Here is a 17,032-nt window from a genome sequence, read left to right on the forward strand (position 1 = left end):
CTCAGCATAACAACGAAAGCCGCCTGATCATGCCCTCAGGCCATCCGGGAAATTACACCACCTTGACGGACGTGACCTCGAAGCCGCAAACGAAAGATGATCGCGACCGCGTTTAGTGGGTCGCTGGCTCCTGTCCTTCGGCAACGCAGAGTCAGCTATCGGTACGCGCGCACGGAATTTGTTTGGTCCGGTATTTCCAGTGGGTCCCTTCTGCCTTCGGGTACCGACGCAATATGGCCGCGCTCTGTAATCAACAAAGGTGTGGGTCGTCTGTTTTGAGAACCGGGGTCCTTCGGTGCCCCTTCCGAACTCAGACAAACGCGGAGGCAATGATCATGTCCAACAGCGAAATCTCACCTGATGAGCGGTTTGAATTGCTCGACGGCGCAAGGCAGCCTCTACGCCTTGCACCCGGAAGGGCGGCGATGTGGTTACTTGCCAAATTGCTCAGCCGTCTGGTTCGGAACGGTCACCTGACCGTTGTAGACGCCTGCGGTGAGACATGGCGGTTCGGTCACGTTGACGGCCCTGCCGTTTCGGTCCGATTGACCGACAAGGCGCTGCCTGCGCAACTTCTTGCAAACCCCAGTCTGGCGCTTGGCGAGGCCTATATGGACGGAACGCTCCGCATCGAGACCGGCAGCCTGCGCGACCTTCTTTCGATTTGCATGGCTGACCTCGACGCCGTCGACGCTTTGCCCGGGAAACGGATCAGGCAAGGGCTGGACGTTTTTTTGAGCCGCAGGTTGCATCACAACCCGATCAACCGGGCCCGCTGCAACGTGGCGCATCACTATGATCTCTCGACCGAACTCTACGATCTCTTTCTTGACGCGGATCGACAGTATTCATGCGCCTACTTCGCCACGGGCAATGAAACCCTGGACGAGGCGCAAGCCCTCAAGAAACGACACATCGCTGCAAAGCTGCTGCTGCGGCCCGGCCTCGAAGTTCTCGACATCGGCTCGGGCTGGGGTGGCTTGGCGCTGGAGCTTGCCCAAAACCATCAGGCCCGCGTGACCGGCCTGAGCCTGTCGACGGAACAGATCGTGGCCGCCCGCGCCAGCGCAATGCAGTCCGGCCTGTCCGAACAGGTCGCCTTTGAACTCCGCGACTACCGGCAAGAGAAAGGCCAGTACGACCGTGTCGTCTCGGTTGGCATGTTCGAGCATGTGGGCTGCAGCGGATTTGATGACTATTTCAGCACGATTCAAAGGGTTCTCAAGCCGGATGGAGTCGCGCTTGTGCATGCGATCGGCACCATGGCACCCAAAGGTGGCAGTGATCCGTGGATCAGGAAATACATCTTCCCCGGTGGCTATCTTCCCTCGCTGTCCGAAACGATCTCGGCGGCAGAACGGTCGGGGCTGTGGGTCACGGATGTCGAGGTCCTGCGCCTGCATTATGCAGAGACCCTGCGGCACTGGTCCGAACGCTTCGCCGCCGAGCGCGAGACCGCGCGCGTGCTTTACGACGAGCGGTTCTGCCGGATGTGGGAATTCTATCTGGCCGTCTGCGAAATGGCATTCCGGCATGGCCGGTTGATGGTGTTCCAGATCCAACTGGCCAAACGCCGCGACACCGTTCCTCTGACGCGGGATTACATAGCGGACGCCGAGGCAGGTCGTTACTGCAAAATCGGCCCGACTGGCAATCAAACAAGGAGAGCAGGATGACAGGCAAAGGGCAAATCAGGGTCGCCGTGAACGGATACGGTGTGATCGGCAAGCGCGTGGCCGACGCGGTGGCTGTGCAGAACGACATGGACCTGATCGGCGTGGCGGATGTCGTGGCCGACTGGCGCGCCCGGATGCCCGCCACCAAGGGCTTTGCCCTCTACGCTGCCGACCCGGAACGGGAATCCGCGATGCAAAAGGCCGGCCTAAACCTCGCCGGCGACTTGGACGATCTGCTGGCCGCCGCCGACATCGTGATCGATTGCACGCCGAAAAAGATCGCCGGTCAGAATGTGGAAACATACCGCGACAAAGGCATCCGCTTCATCGTTCACGGCGGCGAAAAACACAGCGTAACGGGCCATTCCTTTGTCGCCGAAGCGAATTATCAAACGGCACTCGGGCGAGACAGTACGCGCGTCGTGTCCTGCAACACGACCTCGATCGTCCGCACGCTGAGCGCACTCAAGCGGTTCGGGCTGCTTGGCTCGGCGCGCGGAACGCTGCTTCGGCGCGCCACCGACCCGTGGGAAAGCCATCTGGGCGGGATCATGAACACGCTCGTTCCCGAACCCGAGATCCCCAGCCACCAGGGGCCTGATGCGCAAAGCGTCGATCCCGAGCTCGACGTGATCACCATGGCGGTCAAGGTGCCCCAGACCCTTGCGCACCTGCATTACTGGTCCGTGAGGATGCCGCGCAAGGCATCAAAGGACGAGGTGCTGGAGGCATTCCGCGCGTCGTCCCGCATCGCTTTGATCCAGATGGCGGACGGTTTGGGCGCGCTGAATGCGGTCAAGGAGATGATGGCCGATTTCGGGCGCCCCAACGACAGCCTCTACGAGGTGGCCTTGTGGGAAGACATGCTCAAGGTAGAAGGCGACGAGTTGTTCTATGCGTACATGGTCGACAACCAGGCCATCGTGATCCCCGAGACCATCGACGCGATCCGCGCCCTGACCCAAGCTGAGCCAAACGGAACCGCATCGATTGCGCGCACGAATGCGGCGCTGGGGGTCGGTTCGTTTGCGGCCAACACACCGACGCGTTAGCAAACTGAATTGGCGTGACCGATCAGCCCGCAGCCATGCCCCCGTCGACGGGATATTGCGCTCCGGTGATGAACGCGGCGTCGTCGGAGGCGAGGAACAAAACCAGGTTGGCGATATCGAGGCTTTCGCCATAGCGACCCAGCGGGATCGTATCGGAAAGCTGCTGCTTTACTTCATCGCCGTGGCCGGGATTGAAGCCTTCCTCCAGCGACCGCATCATCCGCGTGTTGACCGGCGATGGATGCACGGAATTGACCCGCACGTTGTGGCCCGCCGCCTCGATCGCGGCGGCGCGCGTCAGACCGACCACGGCATGTTTCGACGTGATGTAGGGCGCGACGTTCGGGCTGCCCTTGAGGCCCGCAATGGACGACATGTTGATCACGCTGCCTGATCCCTGTCCGATCATCACTGGTAAGACATGCTGCAACCCAAGGAATGCGCCGCGCACGTTGACCGCCATCACGCGGTCGAAATCCTCGATCTTCTGATCGACCAGCGGCGCCACCTTGCCTTCGATCCCCGCGTTGTTGAAGAACACTTCGATACGCCCGAATTTCTCGACGGTTTGCGTGACATATCGTTCGCAATCCTCGACCGACGATACGTCGGCCGCGATTGTCAGAACATCGCCCGAATTGCCAAGATCCCTCGCGGCATCCGACAGATCACTTTCCCTGAGGTCGACAAGCGCGACCTTGGCGCCTTCGCTCAGAAAGAGCCGCGCGGTTTCCAGACCGATTCCAGCTGCGCCCCCGGTGATCAGGGCGACTTTGTCGGCGAGACGTTTCATCGAGAATCTCCTTTTGATGATTTTGGGGGTGACGAACGAACCTGCGTCCCGGCCGTTCCATCTAGAAGCGCCAGCGCATCCTCCAGCCGCCCAATACCGGCGAGGCCCCCTGCCTCCGCGAATTCGGCCGCCGCCGCCATCTTGGGGCCCATGGAGCCCGCCGCCAGGTCCAGCGCCCGCGCCTCTGGCGGGGTGAGATGTCGGATGGGCGCCGCATTATCAGTTCCGAAATCCCGGTAGGCCGCATCCACGTCAGTGAGCAGAAGCAGCGCATCCGCCCCGAGCCGTTGCGCAAGCAGCGCGCTGGCGGCATCCTTGTCGATCACGGCCTCGATCCCGGTCATGCTGCCGTCGGGCAGGCGCAGCACGGGAATGCCCCCGCCTCCGGTGCAGATCACGATCACGCCCTGATCCAGCAGCAGGCGCAGCACACGCAGGTCCGGAATGTCCTGCGGCTTTGGCGAAGGCACAACGCGCCGCCATTTGTCGCCGTCCTGCGCGATGCTCCAACCGGCGGCGGCGGCGCGTGTTTCGGCCTCTTCGCGGGAATAGACCGGGCCGATGAACTTGCTGGGTGCCTGAAACGCAGGGTCATCCGCGTGGACAACAACCTGCGTCAGCAGCGTGGCCACGGGATGCGCATGATCCAGCGCATTCTCCAGCTCCTGTTCGATCATGTAGCCGATCATCCCGCCGGTTTCGGCCCCCAGCACGTCGAGCGGATAGGCCTCGTCGGGTTTGTAAGCCGCCCCCTGAAGCGCCAGAAGCCCGACCTGCGGCCCGTTGCCGTGGGTCACGACCAGCCGGTGTCCGGCGCGCACGATATCTGCCAGCGCAACGGACGCGGTCCGGACGTTGGCGCGCTGATTGTCCGCTGTCAGGGTTTGTCCCCGCTGTAACAGGGCGTTCCCGCCAAGCGCTGCGACTACCAGCACGGCTAGTTCCCCAACGTGGCGACAAGCACCGCCTTGATCGTGTGCAACCTGTTTTCGGCCTGATCGAACACGATGGAGGCGGGGCTTTCGAACACCTCTTCGGTCACTTCCATCGCCGTGATGTCAAAGTGTCTTGCGATGTCGGCGCCAACTTCGGTCTCGGCGTTGTGAAAGGCGGGCAGACAGTGCATGAATTTGGTCTGCGGATTGCCGGTCTGCGCCATCACGTCCGAGTTGACCTGATAGGGCAGAAGCTGGCGGATACGTTCTTCCCATTTGTCCTTGGATTCACCCATCGACAGCCAGACATCGGTGTAGATGAAATCGGCCCCTTTCACCGCCTCGCCCACCTCTTCGGTGATGGTGATCCGCGCGCCGGTGGTCTCTGCGATCCGGTGCGCTTCGTCCTGAATGGCTGGATCGGGCCAACAGGCCTTTGGCCCGCAAAGACGCACATCCATACCCATCTTGGCGCCGCCGATCAGAAGGCTGTCGCCCATGTTGTTGCCCGCATCCCCCAGAAACGCATAGGCGACCTGACCCAGCGGTTTGTCCGAATGCTCGGACATGGTCAGGAAATCCGCAAGAATTTGCGTAGGGTGAAATTCGTCCGTCAGGCCATTATAGACCGGCACCCCGGCATATTGCGCGAGTGTCTCGACGATGGGATGACCGAAACCGCGATATTCGATCGCGTCATAGACCCGGCCCAGCACGCGGGCGGTGTCCTTGACGGTCTCCTTCTTGCCCAGATGCGACCCCGACGGCCCCAGATAGGTGACATGGGCGCCCTGATCGTGGGCGGCCACCTCGAAGCCTACGCGGGTGCGAGTGCTGTCCTTCTCAAAGATCAGCGCAATTTCCTTGCCGATCAGGCGCGGCACCTCGTAGCCGCCGTATTTCGCTGCCTTTAGGTCGGCCGACAGTTTCAGCAGAAAGACGATTTCCTGCGGGCTGAAGTCGCGCAGCGCAAGAAAGTGGCGGTTTCGCAGATTGTACGACATGGGGTTTCCTTTTGTCAGATTGCATCGCGGATGGTGGGGCAGCTCATGCAATGGCTTCCACCCCTGCCCCGGCCCAGTTCGGCGCCGGGAATGGCCAGAACTTCGATCCCGGCGTCCTTCAATGCCGCGTTGGTGTCGTCGTTGCGGTCATAGCCGATGACAACACCGGGCCGCAGCGCCAGCACGTTGTTGCCATCGTTCCATTGTTCGCGCGATTGCTCGGCCAGATCGCTGCCGCCGGTCGGGACCAGATGCAGTTTCTTGAAACCCAATATCTCGGCGGTGATTTCGAAAAGATGCCGGGCGTCGCGCCGGATATCGAGCGCGGCACCGGCCGACCCGGGACGCAGGTCATAGCAGGTGATCGCGTCCGCCACTTCCTTGAACGTGGTCACGACGTCGCCGCCGCAATGGGTGAATACCGTGTCCAGATGCATTGCCGCCCGCGACCGGGGCATCTGGCAGGCGATGACGCGCGTCACGTCACCCCCCAGAAACAACGCCTCGGCCAACTGACCCACCGCCTGCGGAGACGAGCGTTCGCCCATACCGACCATCACGACGCCATGGCCGATGGGCATGATATCGCCCCCTTCCAGGGTAGCCGCGCCAAATTCGCGCGTCGGATCGCCGAACCAGACACGCGCATCTGCGAACTTGGGGTGGAACCGATAAACGGCGGCCATCAACAGCGTTTCGGGCCGCCGTGCCGGCCAGTACATCGGGTTTAGAGAGACGCCGCCATAGACCCAGGCGGAATTGTCCCGCGTGAAGATGAAATTGGGCAGCGGTGGCAAAACAAAGCCGTTGAGGCCGAGATAGCTGCCGAACATGCCCGACGGGGTGAAAGTCAAATCGTCCACGGTGATCCCACCAACGAGAAAACGGGCCAGATCAGCGCCGGACAACTCCTCCATCCAGCCGCGCAGATCGTCGCGCATGCCGACGCCGACTTCGTTGCGGGTGATACGATGGTCAAGCACCCAGCCGCGCGCCTCGGCAGTGTTCAGCGTCTCGGCGAGCAGCGCCATGGCATCCAGAACCTCGATCCCTTCACCGCGCATGATGTCGGCAAAGACAACATGATCTTTGATCGCCTGCTTGACCCAGAACACATCGTCAAACAGCAGATCGGCGCAGTTTTCGGGGGTCAGGCGGCGGTGGGCAAGTCCGGGCGGCGACACGATCACCTGCCGCAATTGCCCCGTTTCCGAATGTACGCCGAGTTTCAGTTCAGACATCTGCGGTAACTCCTATGTATTCAGTCAAAGAATGGCGGCCAAGCTGATGCTGGCCGAGATGAAGACGACGAGGATCAGCAGTAATGGCCATACGAAGACAACCCACCGATCAAACGATACGCGTCCGATCGCCAGACCGCCGATCACCACTGCGGATGTGGGCGTGATCAGGTTCACCAGCCCGCTTGCGGATTGATAGGCCGTCACCACAAGGTCGCGACCGACGCCCGCAAAATCCCCCAGTGGGGCGAGGATGGGCATCGACAGAACCGCCAGTCCGGAAGATGAAGGTACGAGGAAGCTCATCCCGATCTCGATCCAGAGCATCAGGTTGATGAACGCGATTTCCGGCAGGCCGCCGAGGGTGTCGGCCGCATTGTTCAGGATCGTATCAGCGATCAGGCCTTGTTCCATGATCACCACGATGCCGCGCGCCAGCCCGATCACGAGTGCCACGCCCAGCAGATCCTTGGCGCCATCGACAAAGGCCGCGGTGAGCTTTTTCTCGCCCATCCGCGCGACAAGTCCGACAACGATGGCCATGCCGAAGAAAAGCGCGCCCATCCGGGCCATCCACCATCCCTGGCTCGATACGCCCCAGATCATCACGGCGAAGGTTGCGAAGAACAGGACAAGAACCAGTTTCTGGGTGCCGGTCAGCTTCGGCTCGCTGAATTCCGCGTCCGTCTCCTTCAGGAAAAACCGCTGGTCGTTTTCGCGTTGCGCCGCGACGACGGATCGCGCCGGGTCCGCCTTGACCCTTGAGGCGTAGCGCATGACATAGGCAATGCAGATCGCGAGGCCGCCGATCAGGATGATCAGCCGCAGCGCCATACCTTCGGTAAACGGAATGCCCGCCGCATTCGAGGCGATGACGGTGGCGAATGGGTTGATCGTCGATCCCAATGTGCCGATGCCCGCGCCGATCAGGATGATTGCCACGCCGGTTATTGAATCGTAGCCTGCGGCGATGACGACAGGGATCAGCAGCGCGTAGAACGCGAGTGTCTCTTCGGCCATGCCATAGGTGGTTCCGCCCAGGGCGAAAAGCGACATGAGGATTGGAATCATCCATATCTCGCGTCCCTTGAGGCGACCCATCGCGGTCTGGATCCCGGTATCGATGGATTTTGTGGCGTTCACCACTCCCAGAAAACCACCAAGAAGCAGCACAAACAGCGCCACGTCAATGGCATTGGCGGCATAGCTGTCGGGGTCATAGAATCCCGCGACAGGTGCCAGCATGACATCGACAAACCCCTGCGGATTGGCTTCGACCGTCTGATAGGTGCCCGGCACCGCGATCTCGCGCCCGACCTCTTCATTCATCGCGCGGTCGTACTGCCCGGCAGGGATGATCCAAGTCAGGGCCGCAACGGCGATAATCAGCAGAAAAAGGATGGAATAGGCGGTGGGAAATCGTGCTGTCAATCCGCCCTCATCGGGCTTTTTGTCTATAGATGTATCGGTCATCGTGGCCTCCTCTTCTTTCAATGTGTTTGGTGTGTTTGAGGTGCGGACCCCGACGCCTGGACGGTTTCAGAATCCACCGGGTTCCGCCGATCACCTGCGCCGCCTTGGCCTTCGCTGATCCCTTCCAGCCGCGTCCGCTTGAGAAGCAGCGCATTGACGGCAACCAGCGCCGAGCTGCCCGACATGGCAATCGCGGCGACCGCAGGGCTGATGATCAGCGGGTAAAACACACCTGCAGCCATCGGGAAGGCGATCACGTTGTAGGCCACCGCCCAGAACAGGTTCTGGTGCATCTTGCGCAAGGTGGCGCGAGATAGTTCGATCGCGCCCACGACATCGTAGGGATCGCTTTTCATCAGCACGACATCGGCGCTTTCCATCGCCACATCCGTGCCCGCGCCGATGGCAAAGCCGACATCGGCCTGGGTCAGCGCGGGCGCGTCGTTGACGCCGTCACCGACCATGCCCACCTTCTTGCCCTGGGCCTGAAGCTCCTTGACCTTCTCGGCCTTCTGACCCGGCAGCACGTCGGCAAGCACCATGTCGATGCCAAGCTCGCCCGCGATCCGTCGCGCGGTGCCTTCGTTGTCGCCGGTCAGCATCGCGACCTCGACGCCGCGTTCGCGCAGCTTGACCACGGCGGCCATGGCGCTCGGGCGCGGTGCATCGGCGATGGCAATCAGCCCGAGCATCAGCCCGCCCTTCGCCACATGCACCACAGTGCGGCCCTCGCCCTTCAGGCGCTCGGCTTGGGCATCGAGCGCGCCAAGGTCGATGCCTTGCTCGTCCATCAACCGACGGTTGCCGACCAGCACCGGCTCGCCCGCGATCTCGGCGCGTGCGCCGCGGCCTTCGAGGTTCTCGAACCCGGCCATCTGCGGCACATCGAGCCCCTCGGCGCGCTGGACGATGGCCAGCGCCAGGGGGTGGTCTGATCCGCGATCGACAGAGGCCGCGGCGCGCAGCGCATCATCCTCAGTACTCCCGTCAGCCGCGACGAGTTCGACAACGCGCGGCTCGCCCATCGTCAGCGTGCCGGTCTTGTCGAAGACGATCACGTCGAGCTTGGTCGCATCCTCGAGCGCCCCGGCATTCTTGAACAGGATGCCGTGCTGCGCCCCCAACCCGGTGCCCACCATGACAGCCATCGGCGTGGCCAGCCCAAGCGCATCCGGGCAGGCGATGACGAAAACGGTGATCGTCAGTGTCAGCGCGAACAGCAGCGGCGATCCGATCCACCAGAACCAGACCGCGAAGGTGGCCAGCCCGATCACGATGGCGATGAGAACCAGCCATTGCGACGCCCGGTCGGCCAGAAGCTGTGCTGGTGCCTTGGAATTCTGCGCCTCCTGCACCAGCTTGACGATCTGCGCCAGCGCGGTGTCGGCGCCGACCTTGGTGGCGCGGTAGCGGAACGTGCCGCTTTTGTTGATCGTGGCCCCGATGACGGTATCGCCCACGGCCTTGTTCACCGGCATCGATTCGCCCGTCAGCATCGACTCGTCCACCAGCGACGATCCTTCCAAAACCTCGCCATCCACCGGGATTTTGTTGCCGGGGCGGATCACCACCGTTTCGCCCTGAAGCACATCGGAGGTCGGCACCTCGATCTCCTGCCCGTCGCGGATCACCGTGGCCATCGGTGGCGCGAGATCGAGCAACGCCCGGATCGCCGCGGAGGCACCGGCGCGCGCCCGCATTTCCAGCCAGTGGCCCAGCAGGATGAAGACCAGCAGGACCGCGACCGCCTCGTAGAACTGCACGCCGGGAAAAAAGAAGGTCGAGCCGACGCTGAACACATATCCCGTGCCGACCGACAGCACGACCAGCACGGCCATGTTGAGGATGCCGTTCCTCAGTGCCCGCCATGCCGCCACGAAAAACGGCCAGCTCGGCCAGACAACGGCCGCGCTTCCGAGAATGAACAGCCACAGGTCCAGCCTCAGGCCGAAAGGCGGTGCCGGGGGCGCGAACATGCCGGCCATCGGCGAGTAGATGAAGATCGGGATGGTAAAGAGCAGCGCCACCCAGAACCGGTTGCGCATGTCGCGGACCATGTCGGCCATCTCCATGCCGCCGCCGTGACCCATCTCATGGGCCATCGCGTCCTTGGCAACGGGCCCTGTCGCGCCATGCGCCGCGTGGTCTTCATGGCCGGTGTGGTCCATCTGGCAGATATGGTTCGGCATACGCTCTCCGGCGCAGTGAAAGCCGCAGGCGTCGATCGCCTTGCGCAGCGCCCCCGCGCCCACCGCCGTTTCGTCGTACTGCACTGTCACACTGGCAGACGCAGGGTTCGCTTCGGCCCGATGCACGCCGTCGAGGGCGGATACATGACGTTCGACCGCGAGATGATCGAGTTCCTCGAACAATCCGCGGACCTCAAGGGTCAAGGTTTTCAATGTCGGCTCCTATCGGTACATCCTTGCGGTCGCGAAGGACCGTCAAGGTGATAGACGTCGCCCACCTTCGAGCCTTACAGCGATCACCCCGGAAACACCCCGGCAAGCAATCCCATGAACAGCGTGACCAGCGCGGTCGCGCCCAGCACGATCATCAGCGGCGGCGCCGGGGCGGCGCTGTCCTGACCGGCCTCGCGTGGCTGATACATCGGCACCACGATGCGCAGGTAGACCGCCAGCGCCAGTACGCTGTTGAGAATACCGATCACCGCCAGCCACAGATAACCCGCCTCGATCGCCGCACCGAAGAGCAGCACCTTGCCGACAAAGCCGAAAAGCGGCGGAATGCCCGTCAGTGACAGCAGGAACACCACCATCGCTACGCCGATCACAGGGCGCGCGCGGCCGAAGCCCCGGAAGTCGTCGAGGCTGCGCCCTGCGACCATGATCACCGCGAAGGCGCCGAGATTCATCGCCACATAGGCCGCGCCGAACACGATCACCGAGGGCAGCGCCAGCGAGCCCGGCCCCAGATCCACGATCCCCATCATGAAATAACCCGCCTGCGCCACCGACGAATAGGCCAGCAGGCGCACCACGTTGCTTTGCACCAGCGCCGCCAGGTAGCCGAACGTCATCGTCATGGCGGCGATTAGCGCGACCACCATCGGCCAGCCGGTGCTGACCGGCAGGTCGCGCAAGATCTGCGCGAAGGCGAAGATTGCCGCGACCTTGGTAATTACCGACAGATAGGCGGCCACGGACATCGGCGCGCCGTCATAGGCGTCGGGTGCCCAGAACTGGAACGGCACCAGCGCCGCCTTGTAGCCCAGCCCGATCAGCACCGCGGTCAGCCCGGCCAGCGCGATCAGCGTCCTGCCCTCCAGCCGGCCCAGCTCGGAAAAGAGCGTCGAGCCGGTGCCGCCGAACCAGAAGCTCAGCCCGTAGATCATCACCGACCCGGTGACGGACCCGAAGACCAGATATTTCATCGCGGCCTCGGTCGCCGGATCGTCGCGCGGCCAGGCGACCAGCGCGAAGGAGCCAAGCCCGGTCAGCACCACGCCCAGCACCAGCATCATCATGTCGCCGCCGCCCGACAGCATCAGCGCCCCCAGCGTCACCAGGCACAGCAGCGCGTAGACGCTGCCCTCGCGGTCCTTTCCGGCAATCTCGGCGCGCGCCATCAGAAGGGCGAGCGCGGTGCCGGGCAACAGGATCAGCTTGGCCCAGGCCGACAGCAGGTCGATCCGGTAGGTGCCGCCGAACACGCTGGTATCTGTCTCCAGCAGCGGCAGGGTCAGCGCGGTTGCCAGTCCCAGCCCGATCACCCCGATGCCGAGGGCAAGCCGCGGCGCGCGCAGCATCTCGGACACCAGCATGAGCACCACGGTCACCGCCAGCAGCATTTCCGGGATCAGCAGGGAAAGATCGCGGGCCATCAGAATTGCAGCGCCCGCATCGTTGCATCCATCATGCCCAGCAGCCAGGACGGCGCGACGCCGATCAGCACGATCAGGACCAACAGCGGCACGATGGCCAGCTTTTCACCGCGGTCAAGATCGGGCATGTCGGCCCATTTCCCGTTCCGCTCTCCGAGAAAGACCGCCGCAATGGCCCGCAGGTAGAGACCCGCGGTGATCACGATGGCGAGGATCGCCGCGATAGCCCAGGGCTGGGCGTTGAGCGTGGCCAGGAATATCTGGAACTCGGCCGGGAAATGCGCCAGACCCGGCAGCCCGAGCGACGCGAAGACCGACAGGATGAACGCCCAGCCCAGCCAGGGCACCTGCCCCAGCAAACCGCCGAAGCCGGCCATCTCGCGGCTGTGGGCGCGGCTTTGCAACATCCCGACGAGAAAGAACAGCGACCCGGTGACGATCCCGTGGCTGACCATCTGGAGCGCCGCGCCGTTCAGCGCCACCGCACGCAGATCGGCGTCGATGGTCAGCGCCGCCACCGCGACGGCCATCACCACATAGCCCATGTGGTTGACCGACGTGTAGGCGATCATCTTTTTCAGGTCGGATTGCGCCAGCGCCGCGAAGGCGCCGTAGATCGCGCTGAACACCCCGAAGGCCAGCACCACCTGACCGGCCTGCGCAAAGGCCTCGGGCGTCATTTGCAGGGCAAAGCGGATCAGCCCGTAGGTGCCGAATTTCAGCATCACCCCGGCGAGGATGACGCTGCCCACAGTCGGTGCCTGGACATGCGCGGCGGGAAGCCAGGTGTGCACCGGAAACGCCGGGATCTTGACCGCGAAGGTGAACAGCATCGCGACCAGCGCCAGCATCGCCGCGAGGCCGGTCAGCGGCGGCATGTCGATCCAGAGCCGCATGTCGAAACTGCCGGTGGCCAGAAATAGCCCGATGATCGCCAGCAGCAGTGGCAGCGATCCCAGCAGCGTGTAGATGAAGAACATCAGGCCCGCACGCTGACGCTCCTCGTAGCCCCAGCCGACAATCATGAAATACATGCCCACCAGCGAAACCTCGAAAAAGACGTAGAAGAGCAGCGCATCGAGTGCCGCGAAGGTGCCGATGGACGCGGTTTCCAGCATCAGCATCAGCACCACGAAGACTGCCGGGCGGTCGGTGATCCGGGCCGCATAGATCGACGACAGGAAGAACAGCAGCGATGTCATCAGGATCAGCGGCAGGCTCAGCCCGTCGATGCCCAGCCGGTAGGCGGCGCCGATCGCCGGGATCCAGGCGATTTCCTCGACCTGGGCAAAACCGCCGGGCAGCGTACCGCGCGCCCAGATCGCCAGCGTTACCAGAAAGGTCAGCCCCGTCGTGCCGATGGAAATGCCGTGTGCTGTGCGGGCTGACTTGCGGGGAAGTGCCAGCAGCAGCAGACCGCCAAGCAGGGGCAGGAAAACGGAGAGCGAGAGAAGGGGCATGGCGGGCTCGTCTTTCTTCAGGAGTATAGCGGTGCCGCAAGCAGCAGCACGACAATGAGGGCGATCCCCATGACGGTCAGGGCGAGTTCGCGGTGGATCAGCCCGCTTTGCAGCAGACGCAGGCGGCGGCCAGCGGCGACGGTTCGGTGAACAAGGCCGAAAATCAGCCCGTCGATGCCGTTCTTGTCGGTGTCCTCGGCGCGGTCGCCCAGCCGCAGGTTCAGGCGTCCGAACGCAAGCGTGCCGGCATGGATGCGCTGTTCCGCGCGCTCGACCCCCGATGCGCTGCCGAAGCCCACAGCCCGCACGAGCCCCAGCTGGGCGGCCAGCAGGCGTTGTTCGAACCGTTCGCAGGCAGCGGCGGTGGCGAGCGCGGGGCGCAGGATCAGCGCATCCATGCCGCCCGCGAGCGCGAAGCCGCTCTGCGCCAAGGGCAACATCGGGCCGAGCAGGCGCGCCGGGCCCAGGAACCAGCCGAGCGCGAGGCCGACTAGTGCCGCCGCGAGGCCAAGGATCATCGCGGTACCCTCGGGGGGCAATTCGGCACCGAGGCCATGTTCCAGCGGCGCGAATGCGGCCCCCAGCCCGACAGCCAGCGCCGCCAGCGGGGCCATCCCGGCCCCCATCCAGCCGATCCCCTTGCCGGAAACGGGCCGCGCCGCGCCGCCCCAAAGCACCCTTAGCGCCCGCGCCATGTAGGTGCCTGTCAGCACCGTTCCGGCCAGCGCCAGCGGGACCAGCCAGGCGGCCCCCGGCGCCGCGAGCGCGGCGGCGATGATCGCGTCTTTGGAAAAGAAGCCGGCCAGTGGCGGGATACCCGCCAGCGCCAGCGCGGCAAGGGCGAAGGCGGCAAAGACCAGCGGCCGCGCCCGGCCCGCGCCGGCCACTGCGTCCATATAGGTGCTGTCGCGGTCGTGCTGGAACACCCCTGCCCCGAGGAACAGCGTGCTCTTGATCGCGGCATGGGCGATCAGATGCAGCAGCGCCGCCACCGGCACGCCCGCGCCCACCGCCAGCAGCATCAGCCCGTACTGGCTCGAGGTCGAGGCGGCTAGCAGCCGCTTCAGGTCACGCTCGGCCAGCGCGATCAGCCCGGCGACGACAGCCGTGACGCCGCCCACCAGCCCGACCGCCAAGAGCGCGCCTGCGGGCAGCATCGGCGCCACCCGAATCAGCAGGATCGCGCCCGCCGCCACCAGCGTCGCCGAGTGCAGCAGTGCCGAAACCGGCGTTGGCCCCGCCATCGCGCGCTGCAACCAGTCCTGCAACGGCACCTGCGCCGACTTGCCCATCGCGCCGACCAGCAGCAACAGCCCCGCCACCAGCGCGGGCGTGCCGGTAATCGCCAGCGTGGCCTGGATTTCCGAAGTTCCGGCCCAGCCGATCAGCACGAATATCCCGAGATAGAGACCCAGATCGGCGCTGCGCGTGTAGAGAAACGCCCGCGTCGCGGCGGCGGGCACGCCCGCGCGGCCGTGCCAGAACCCGATCAGCAGATAGCTGGAAAAGCCGATCAGTTCCCACGCGGCAAGAAGGGTGATCCAGTCGCCTGCCAGCACCAGCGCCTGCATCGCCGCAACGAAGAGCAGCACCGTGCCGAAGAAGCGCGGCCTGTCTGGGTCCGCGCGCATGTATCCCGCGGCATAGACCAGCACGCCGAAGGCGACAGTGGCGACCAGGGCCGAGAACACCGCCGTCAGCGGCTCCGCGCTGAGGATCAGCGGCATTCGTGGCAATCCGGAAAGGACCAGTTGCGCCGCGTTCCCGCCGAACGTGCCCGCCAGCAGGGCCAGCGCCGCCGCGAAACCGATGCCGATGCCGGTCAGCGCGATCGCCTCGGGCGCGCGGCGCAAGGCCAGCACGGCAAGCCCCGCCAATAGCGGCGCGGCAATGATGAGGGCCAGCAGCGTCATCCCTTCAACTCGCGCGCTTCTTCCATCTCGACCGATCCGCGGACCCGGAAGCGCGCGATGGCGATGCCGAAGCCGACCGCCATTTCCACCGCCATCACCGCCATCACGATCAGCACGAACATCTGCGCCGCCGGCTCATCGGGATGCAGATAGCGCCAGAAGGCCACGATGTTGACCAGCGCCGCGGCAAGGATCAACTCGACCCCCATGAGGATCATCACTAGGTTCGTCTGGCTCAGCGCGCCATAGAGGCCGACGCCGAACAGCCCGGCCCCGACGCTGAGCGCGATCATCAGTTCAAGGATCATTTGCGCTGCTCCGCGTTGGGCACGATGGCGACCATCGTCGCGGCCACCATCGCGGTCAGGATCGTCAGGCCCGCCGACTGGAAGACGAGCATCGACCGGCCCAAGAGTTCGCGCCCCAGCGCCTGGGCCTGTTCATGCGCACCGGGCACCGACAGCGCGACGGGGCCCCAATCGGGCAGCCAGACCAGCATCAGCGCCGCCAGAAGGCCGATGCCCCCCGCCCAGAGCGACAGGCGTTTCTGGTGGGTCATGTCCATTTCGCCCAGGCCGCCGGGATCCATCATGAACATCACCATGAAGATCGCCATGACGCTCATCTCCGTGGCCATCATCATGATCTGCAACACGCCGAGGAACTCGGCCTGCATCACAAGGAACAGGGCGCCCACCGCCGTCTGCGAGAACAGCAGCGCCAGCGCCGAGCGCACCATCGAATGGGTGCGGAAGACGACGATGCCGAACCAGACCGCGGCCGCGCCGAAAAAGACGAGAAAGATCATCTGGACGGTCAATCCGGTCATATCGGCACCACTAGGGTCTGGACTCATTGAGTTTCAAAGCCAGTAGATGACGGCTGCGGCGAGAGCGATGGCTGAGAGGAAGACCTTCGGGCACCTGTCGTAGCGGGTCGCCACACGCCGCCAGTCCTTCAGCCTGCCGAACATGATCTCGATCCGGTTGCGCCGTTTGTAGCGACGTTTGTCGTACTTCACAGGTTTCTTGCGCTGCTTTCGACCGGGGATACATGCGCGTATCCCTTTGTCTTGCAACGCTTCTCGGAACCAATCGGCATCATAGCCGCGATCCCCGAGCAACCATTTGACGTTTGGCAAGCTGCTGAGCAAGGCGCGTGCCCCGATGTAGTCGCTCACCTGTCCGGCGGTTACGAACAGATCAAGCGGGCGGCCCTTGCTGTCGCAAATGGCATGCAACTTGGTGTTCATGCCGCCCTTGGTACGGCCGATCAGACGTCCACGCCCCCTTTTTTGACGCCCATGCTGGTCGCTGTCCGGTGGGCTTTGAGATACGTGGCATCGATCATCACGGTGTTCTTTTCACCGTGCCTGGCGGCCAGCCCCGCCATCATCCGGGCAAAGACGCCTTTGTCGCTCCATCGTTTCCAGCGATTGTATAGCGTCTTGTGTGGACCGTAGGCTGCAGGCGCGTCGCGCCATCTTAAGCCATTGCGATTGATGAAAATAATCCCACTGAGGACGCGTCTGTCATCAACGCGTGGCTTGCCATGGGACTTCGGGAAAAAGGGTTCAAGACGTGCCATCTGCGCGTCCGTAAGCCAGAATAGATCAGACATGTCACCGCTCGGTTTTCGAAC

General features: G+C 63.8%; 14 protein-coding genes. 2 read left to right on the forward strand and 12 right to left on the reverse strand.

Going from position 1 to position 17,032, the window contains the following annotated elements; all coding sequences use genetic code 11:
* Positions 1-335 precede the first annotated feature (335 nt).
* Together MF270_RS21230 and MF270_RS21235 are read left to right on the forward strand one after the other, a co-directional pair.
* Complete coding sequence (locus tag MF270_RS21230; protein ID WP_238367796.1) at positions 336-1,676, forward strand: SAM-dependent methyltransferase; 1,341 nt, start codon at positions 336-338, stop codon at positions 1,674-1,676.
* Positions 1,673-2,728, forward strand: coding sequence for a type II glyceraldehyde-3-phosphate dehydrogenase (locus MF270_RS21235; RefSeq protein ID WP_238367797.1), 1,056 nt, complete (start codon positions 1,673-1,675; stop codon positions 2,726-2,728). The genes MF270_RS21230 and MF270_RS21235 overlap by 4 nt, the downstream gene beginning before the upstream one ends.
* A 22-nt stretch (positions 2,729-2,750) precedes the next feature.
* On the opposite strand, the gene MF270_RS21240 is transcribed toward MF270_RS21235, so the two are convergent.
* From MF270_RS21240 to MF270_RS21295, 12 genes are all read right to left on the reverse strand, one after another.
* Positions 2,751-3,521, reverse strand: a complete 771-nt coding sequence (locus MF270_RS21240; RefSeq protein WP_238367798.1) for an SDR family NAD(P)-dependent oxidoreductase — start codon at positions 3,519-3,521, stop codon at positions 2,751-2,753.
* Positions 3,518-4,456, reverse strand: coding sequence for a carbamate kinase (gene arcC / locus MF270_RS21245; protein WP_238367799.1), 939 nt, complete (start codon positions 4,454-4,456; stop codon positions 3,518-3,520). The genes MF270_RS21240 and arcC overlap by 4 nt, the downstream gene beginning before the upstream one ends.
* A gap of 2 nt (positions 4,457-4,458) precedes the next feature.
* Positions 4,459-5,460, reverse strand: a complete 1,002-nt coding sequence (gene argF, locus MF270_RS21250) for an ornithine carbamoyltransferase (RefSeq protein ID WP_238367800.1) — start codon at positions 5,458-5,460, stop codon at positions 4,459-4,461.
* Positions 5,461-5,474: 14 nt separating this feature from the next.
* Positions 5,475-6,701: an arginine deiminase gene (locus MF270_RS21255; protein WP_238367801.1), complete on the reverse strand. Its 1,227-nt coding sequence runs from the start codon at positions 6,699-6,701 to the stop codon at positions 5,475-5,477.
* A gap of 24 nt (positions 6,702-6,725) precedes the next feature.
* On the reverse strand, positions 6,726-8,174 hold the full coding sequence (locus tag MF270_RS21260; protein ID WP_238367802.1) for a YfcC family protein: 1,449 nt from the start codon (positions 8,172-8,174) through the stop codon (positions 6,726-6,728).
* Positions 8,175-8,191: 17 nt separating this feature from the next.
* A complete protein-coding gene (locus tag MF270_RS21265; protein WP_238367803.1) occupies positions 8,192-10,576 on the reverse strand; it encodes a heavy metal translocating P-type ATPase in 2,385 nt (794 codons plus the stop codon).
* A gap of 83 nt (positions 10,577-10,659) precedes the next feature.
* Positions 10,660-12,018, reverse strand: coding sequence for an NADH-quinone oxidoreductase subunit N (locus MF270_RS21270; RefSeq protein ID WP_238367804.1), 1,359 nt, complete (start codon positions 12,016-12,018; stop codon positions 10,660-10,662).
* Complete coding sequence (locus MF270_RS21275) at positions 12,018-13,478, reverse strand: complex I subunit 4 family protein (protein WP_238367805.1); 1,461 nt, start codon at positions 13,476-13,478, stop codon at positions 12,018-12,020. Before MF270_RS21275 ends, MF270_RS21270 begins: the two co-directional genes overlap by 1 nt.
* A gap of 17 nt (positions 13,479-13,495) precedes the next feature.
* The gene (locus MF270_RS21280; RefSeq protein ID WP_238367806.1) at positions 13,496-15,391 is read right to left on the reverse strand and encodes an NADH-quinone oxidoreductase subunit 5 family protein; all 1,896 of its coding nucleotides are present in this window, start codon (positions 15,389-15,391) and stop codon (positions 13,496-13,498) included.
* Positions 15,388-15,699 (reverse strand): NADH-quinone oxidoreductase subunit NuoK, encoded by a 312-nt coding sequence (gene nuoK / locus MF270_RS21285; protein WP_237273239.1) that lies wholly within the window; start codon positions 15,697-15,699, stop codon positions 15,388-15,390. The genes MF270_RS21280 and nuoK overlap by 4 nt, the downstream gene beginning before the upstream one ends.
* A complete protein-coding gene (locus MF270_RS21290; protein ID WP_238367807.1) occupies positions 15,696-16,220 on the reverse strand; it encodes an NADH-quinone oxidoreductase subunit J family protein in 525 nt (174 codons plus the stop codon). Before MF270_RS21290 ends, nuoK begins: the two co-directional genes overlap by 4 nt.
* 33 nt (positions 16,221-16,253) lie before the next feature.
* Positions 16,254-17,011, reverse strand: a protein-coding gene (locus tag MF270_RS21295; protein WP_238367808.1) for an IS5 family transposase whose coding sequence is annotated in 2 segments (ribosomal slippage) — positions 16,254-16,675 and positions 16,675-17,011 — 759 coding nt in all. Because the reading frame shifts where the segments join, the coding sequence is not laid out codon by codon here.
* Positions 17,012-17,032 lie beyond the last annotated feature (21 nt).

The sequence above is a fragment of the Mesobacterium pallidum genome, from assembly GCF_019966535.1.
Lineage (GTDB): Bacteria > Pseudomonadota > Alphaproteobacteria > Rhodobacterales > Rhodobacteraceae > Mesobacterium > Mesobacterium pallidum.

Bases quoted from the DNA above. Each gene is read 5' to 3' on its own strand.
- MF270_RS21260 (WP_238367802.1), bottom strand. From the start codon at position 8,174: ATGACCGATACATCTATAGACAAAAAGCCCGATGAGGGCGGATTGACA.
- MF270_RS21280 (WP_238367806.1), bottom strand. From the start codon at position 15,391: ATGACGCTGCTGGCCCTCATCATTGCCGCGCCGCTATTGGCGGGGCTT.
- MF270_RS21235 (WP_238367797.1), top strand. From the start codon at position 1,673: ATGACAGGCAAAGGGCAAATCAGGGTCGCCGTGAACGGATACGGTGTG.
- MF270_RS21255 (WP_238367801.1), bottom strand. From the start codon at position 6,701: ATGTCTGAACTGAAACTCGGCGTACATTCGGAAACGGGGCAATTGCGG.
- nuoK (WP_237273239.1), bottom strand. From the start codon at position 15,699: ATGATCCTTGAACTGATGATCGCGCTCAGCGTCGGGGCCGGGCTGTTC.
- MF270_RS21240 (WP_238367798.1), bottom strand. From the start codon at position 3,521: ATGAAACGTCTCGCCGACAAAGTCGCCCTGATCACCGGGGGCGCAGCT.
- MF270_RS21290 (WP_238367807.1), bottom strand. From the start codon at position 16,220: ATGACCGGATTGACCGTCCAGATGATCTTTCTCGTCTTTTTCGGCGCG.
- MF270_RS21270 (WP_238367804.1), bottom strand. From the start codon at position 12,018: ATGGCCCGCGATCTTTCCCTGCTGATCCCGGAAATGCTGCTGGCGGTG.
- MF270_RS21275 (WP_238367805.1), bottom strand. From the start codon at position 13,478: ATGCCCCTTCTCTCGCTCTCCGTTTTCCTGCCCCTGCTTGGCGGTCTG.
- argF (WP_238367800.1), bottom strand. From the start codon at position 5,460: ATGTCGTACAATCTGCGAAACCGCCACTTTCTTGCGCTGCGCGACTTC.
- MF270_RS21230 (WP_238367796.1), top strand. From the start codon at position 336: ATGTCCAACAGCGAAATCTCACCTGATGAGCGGTTTGAATTGCTCGAC.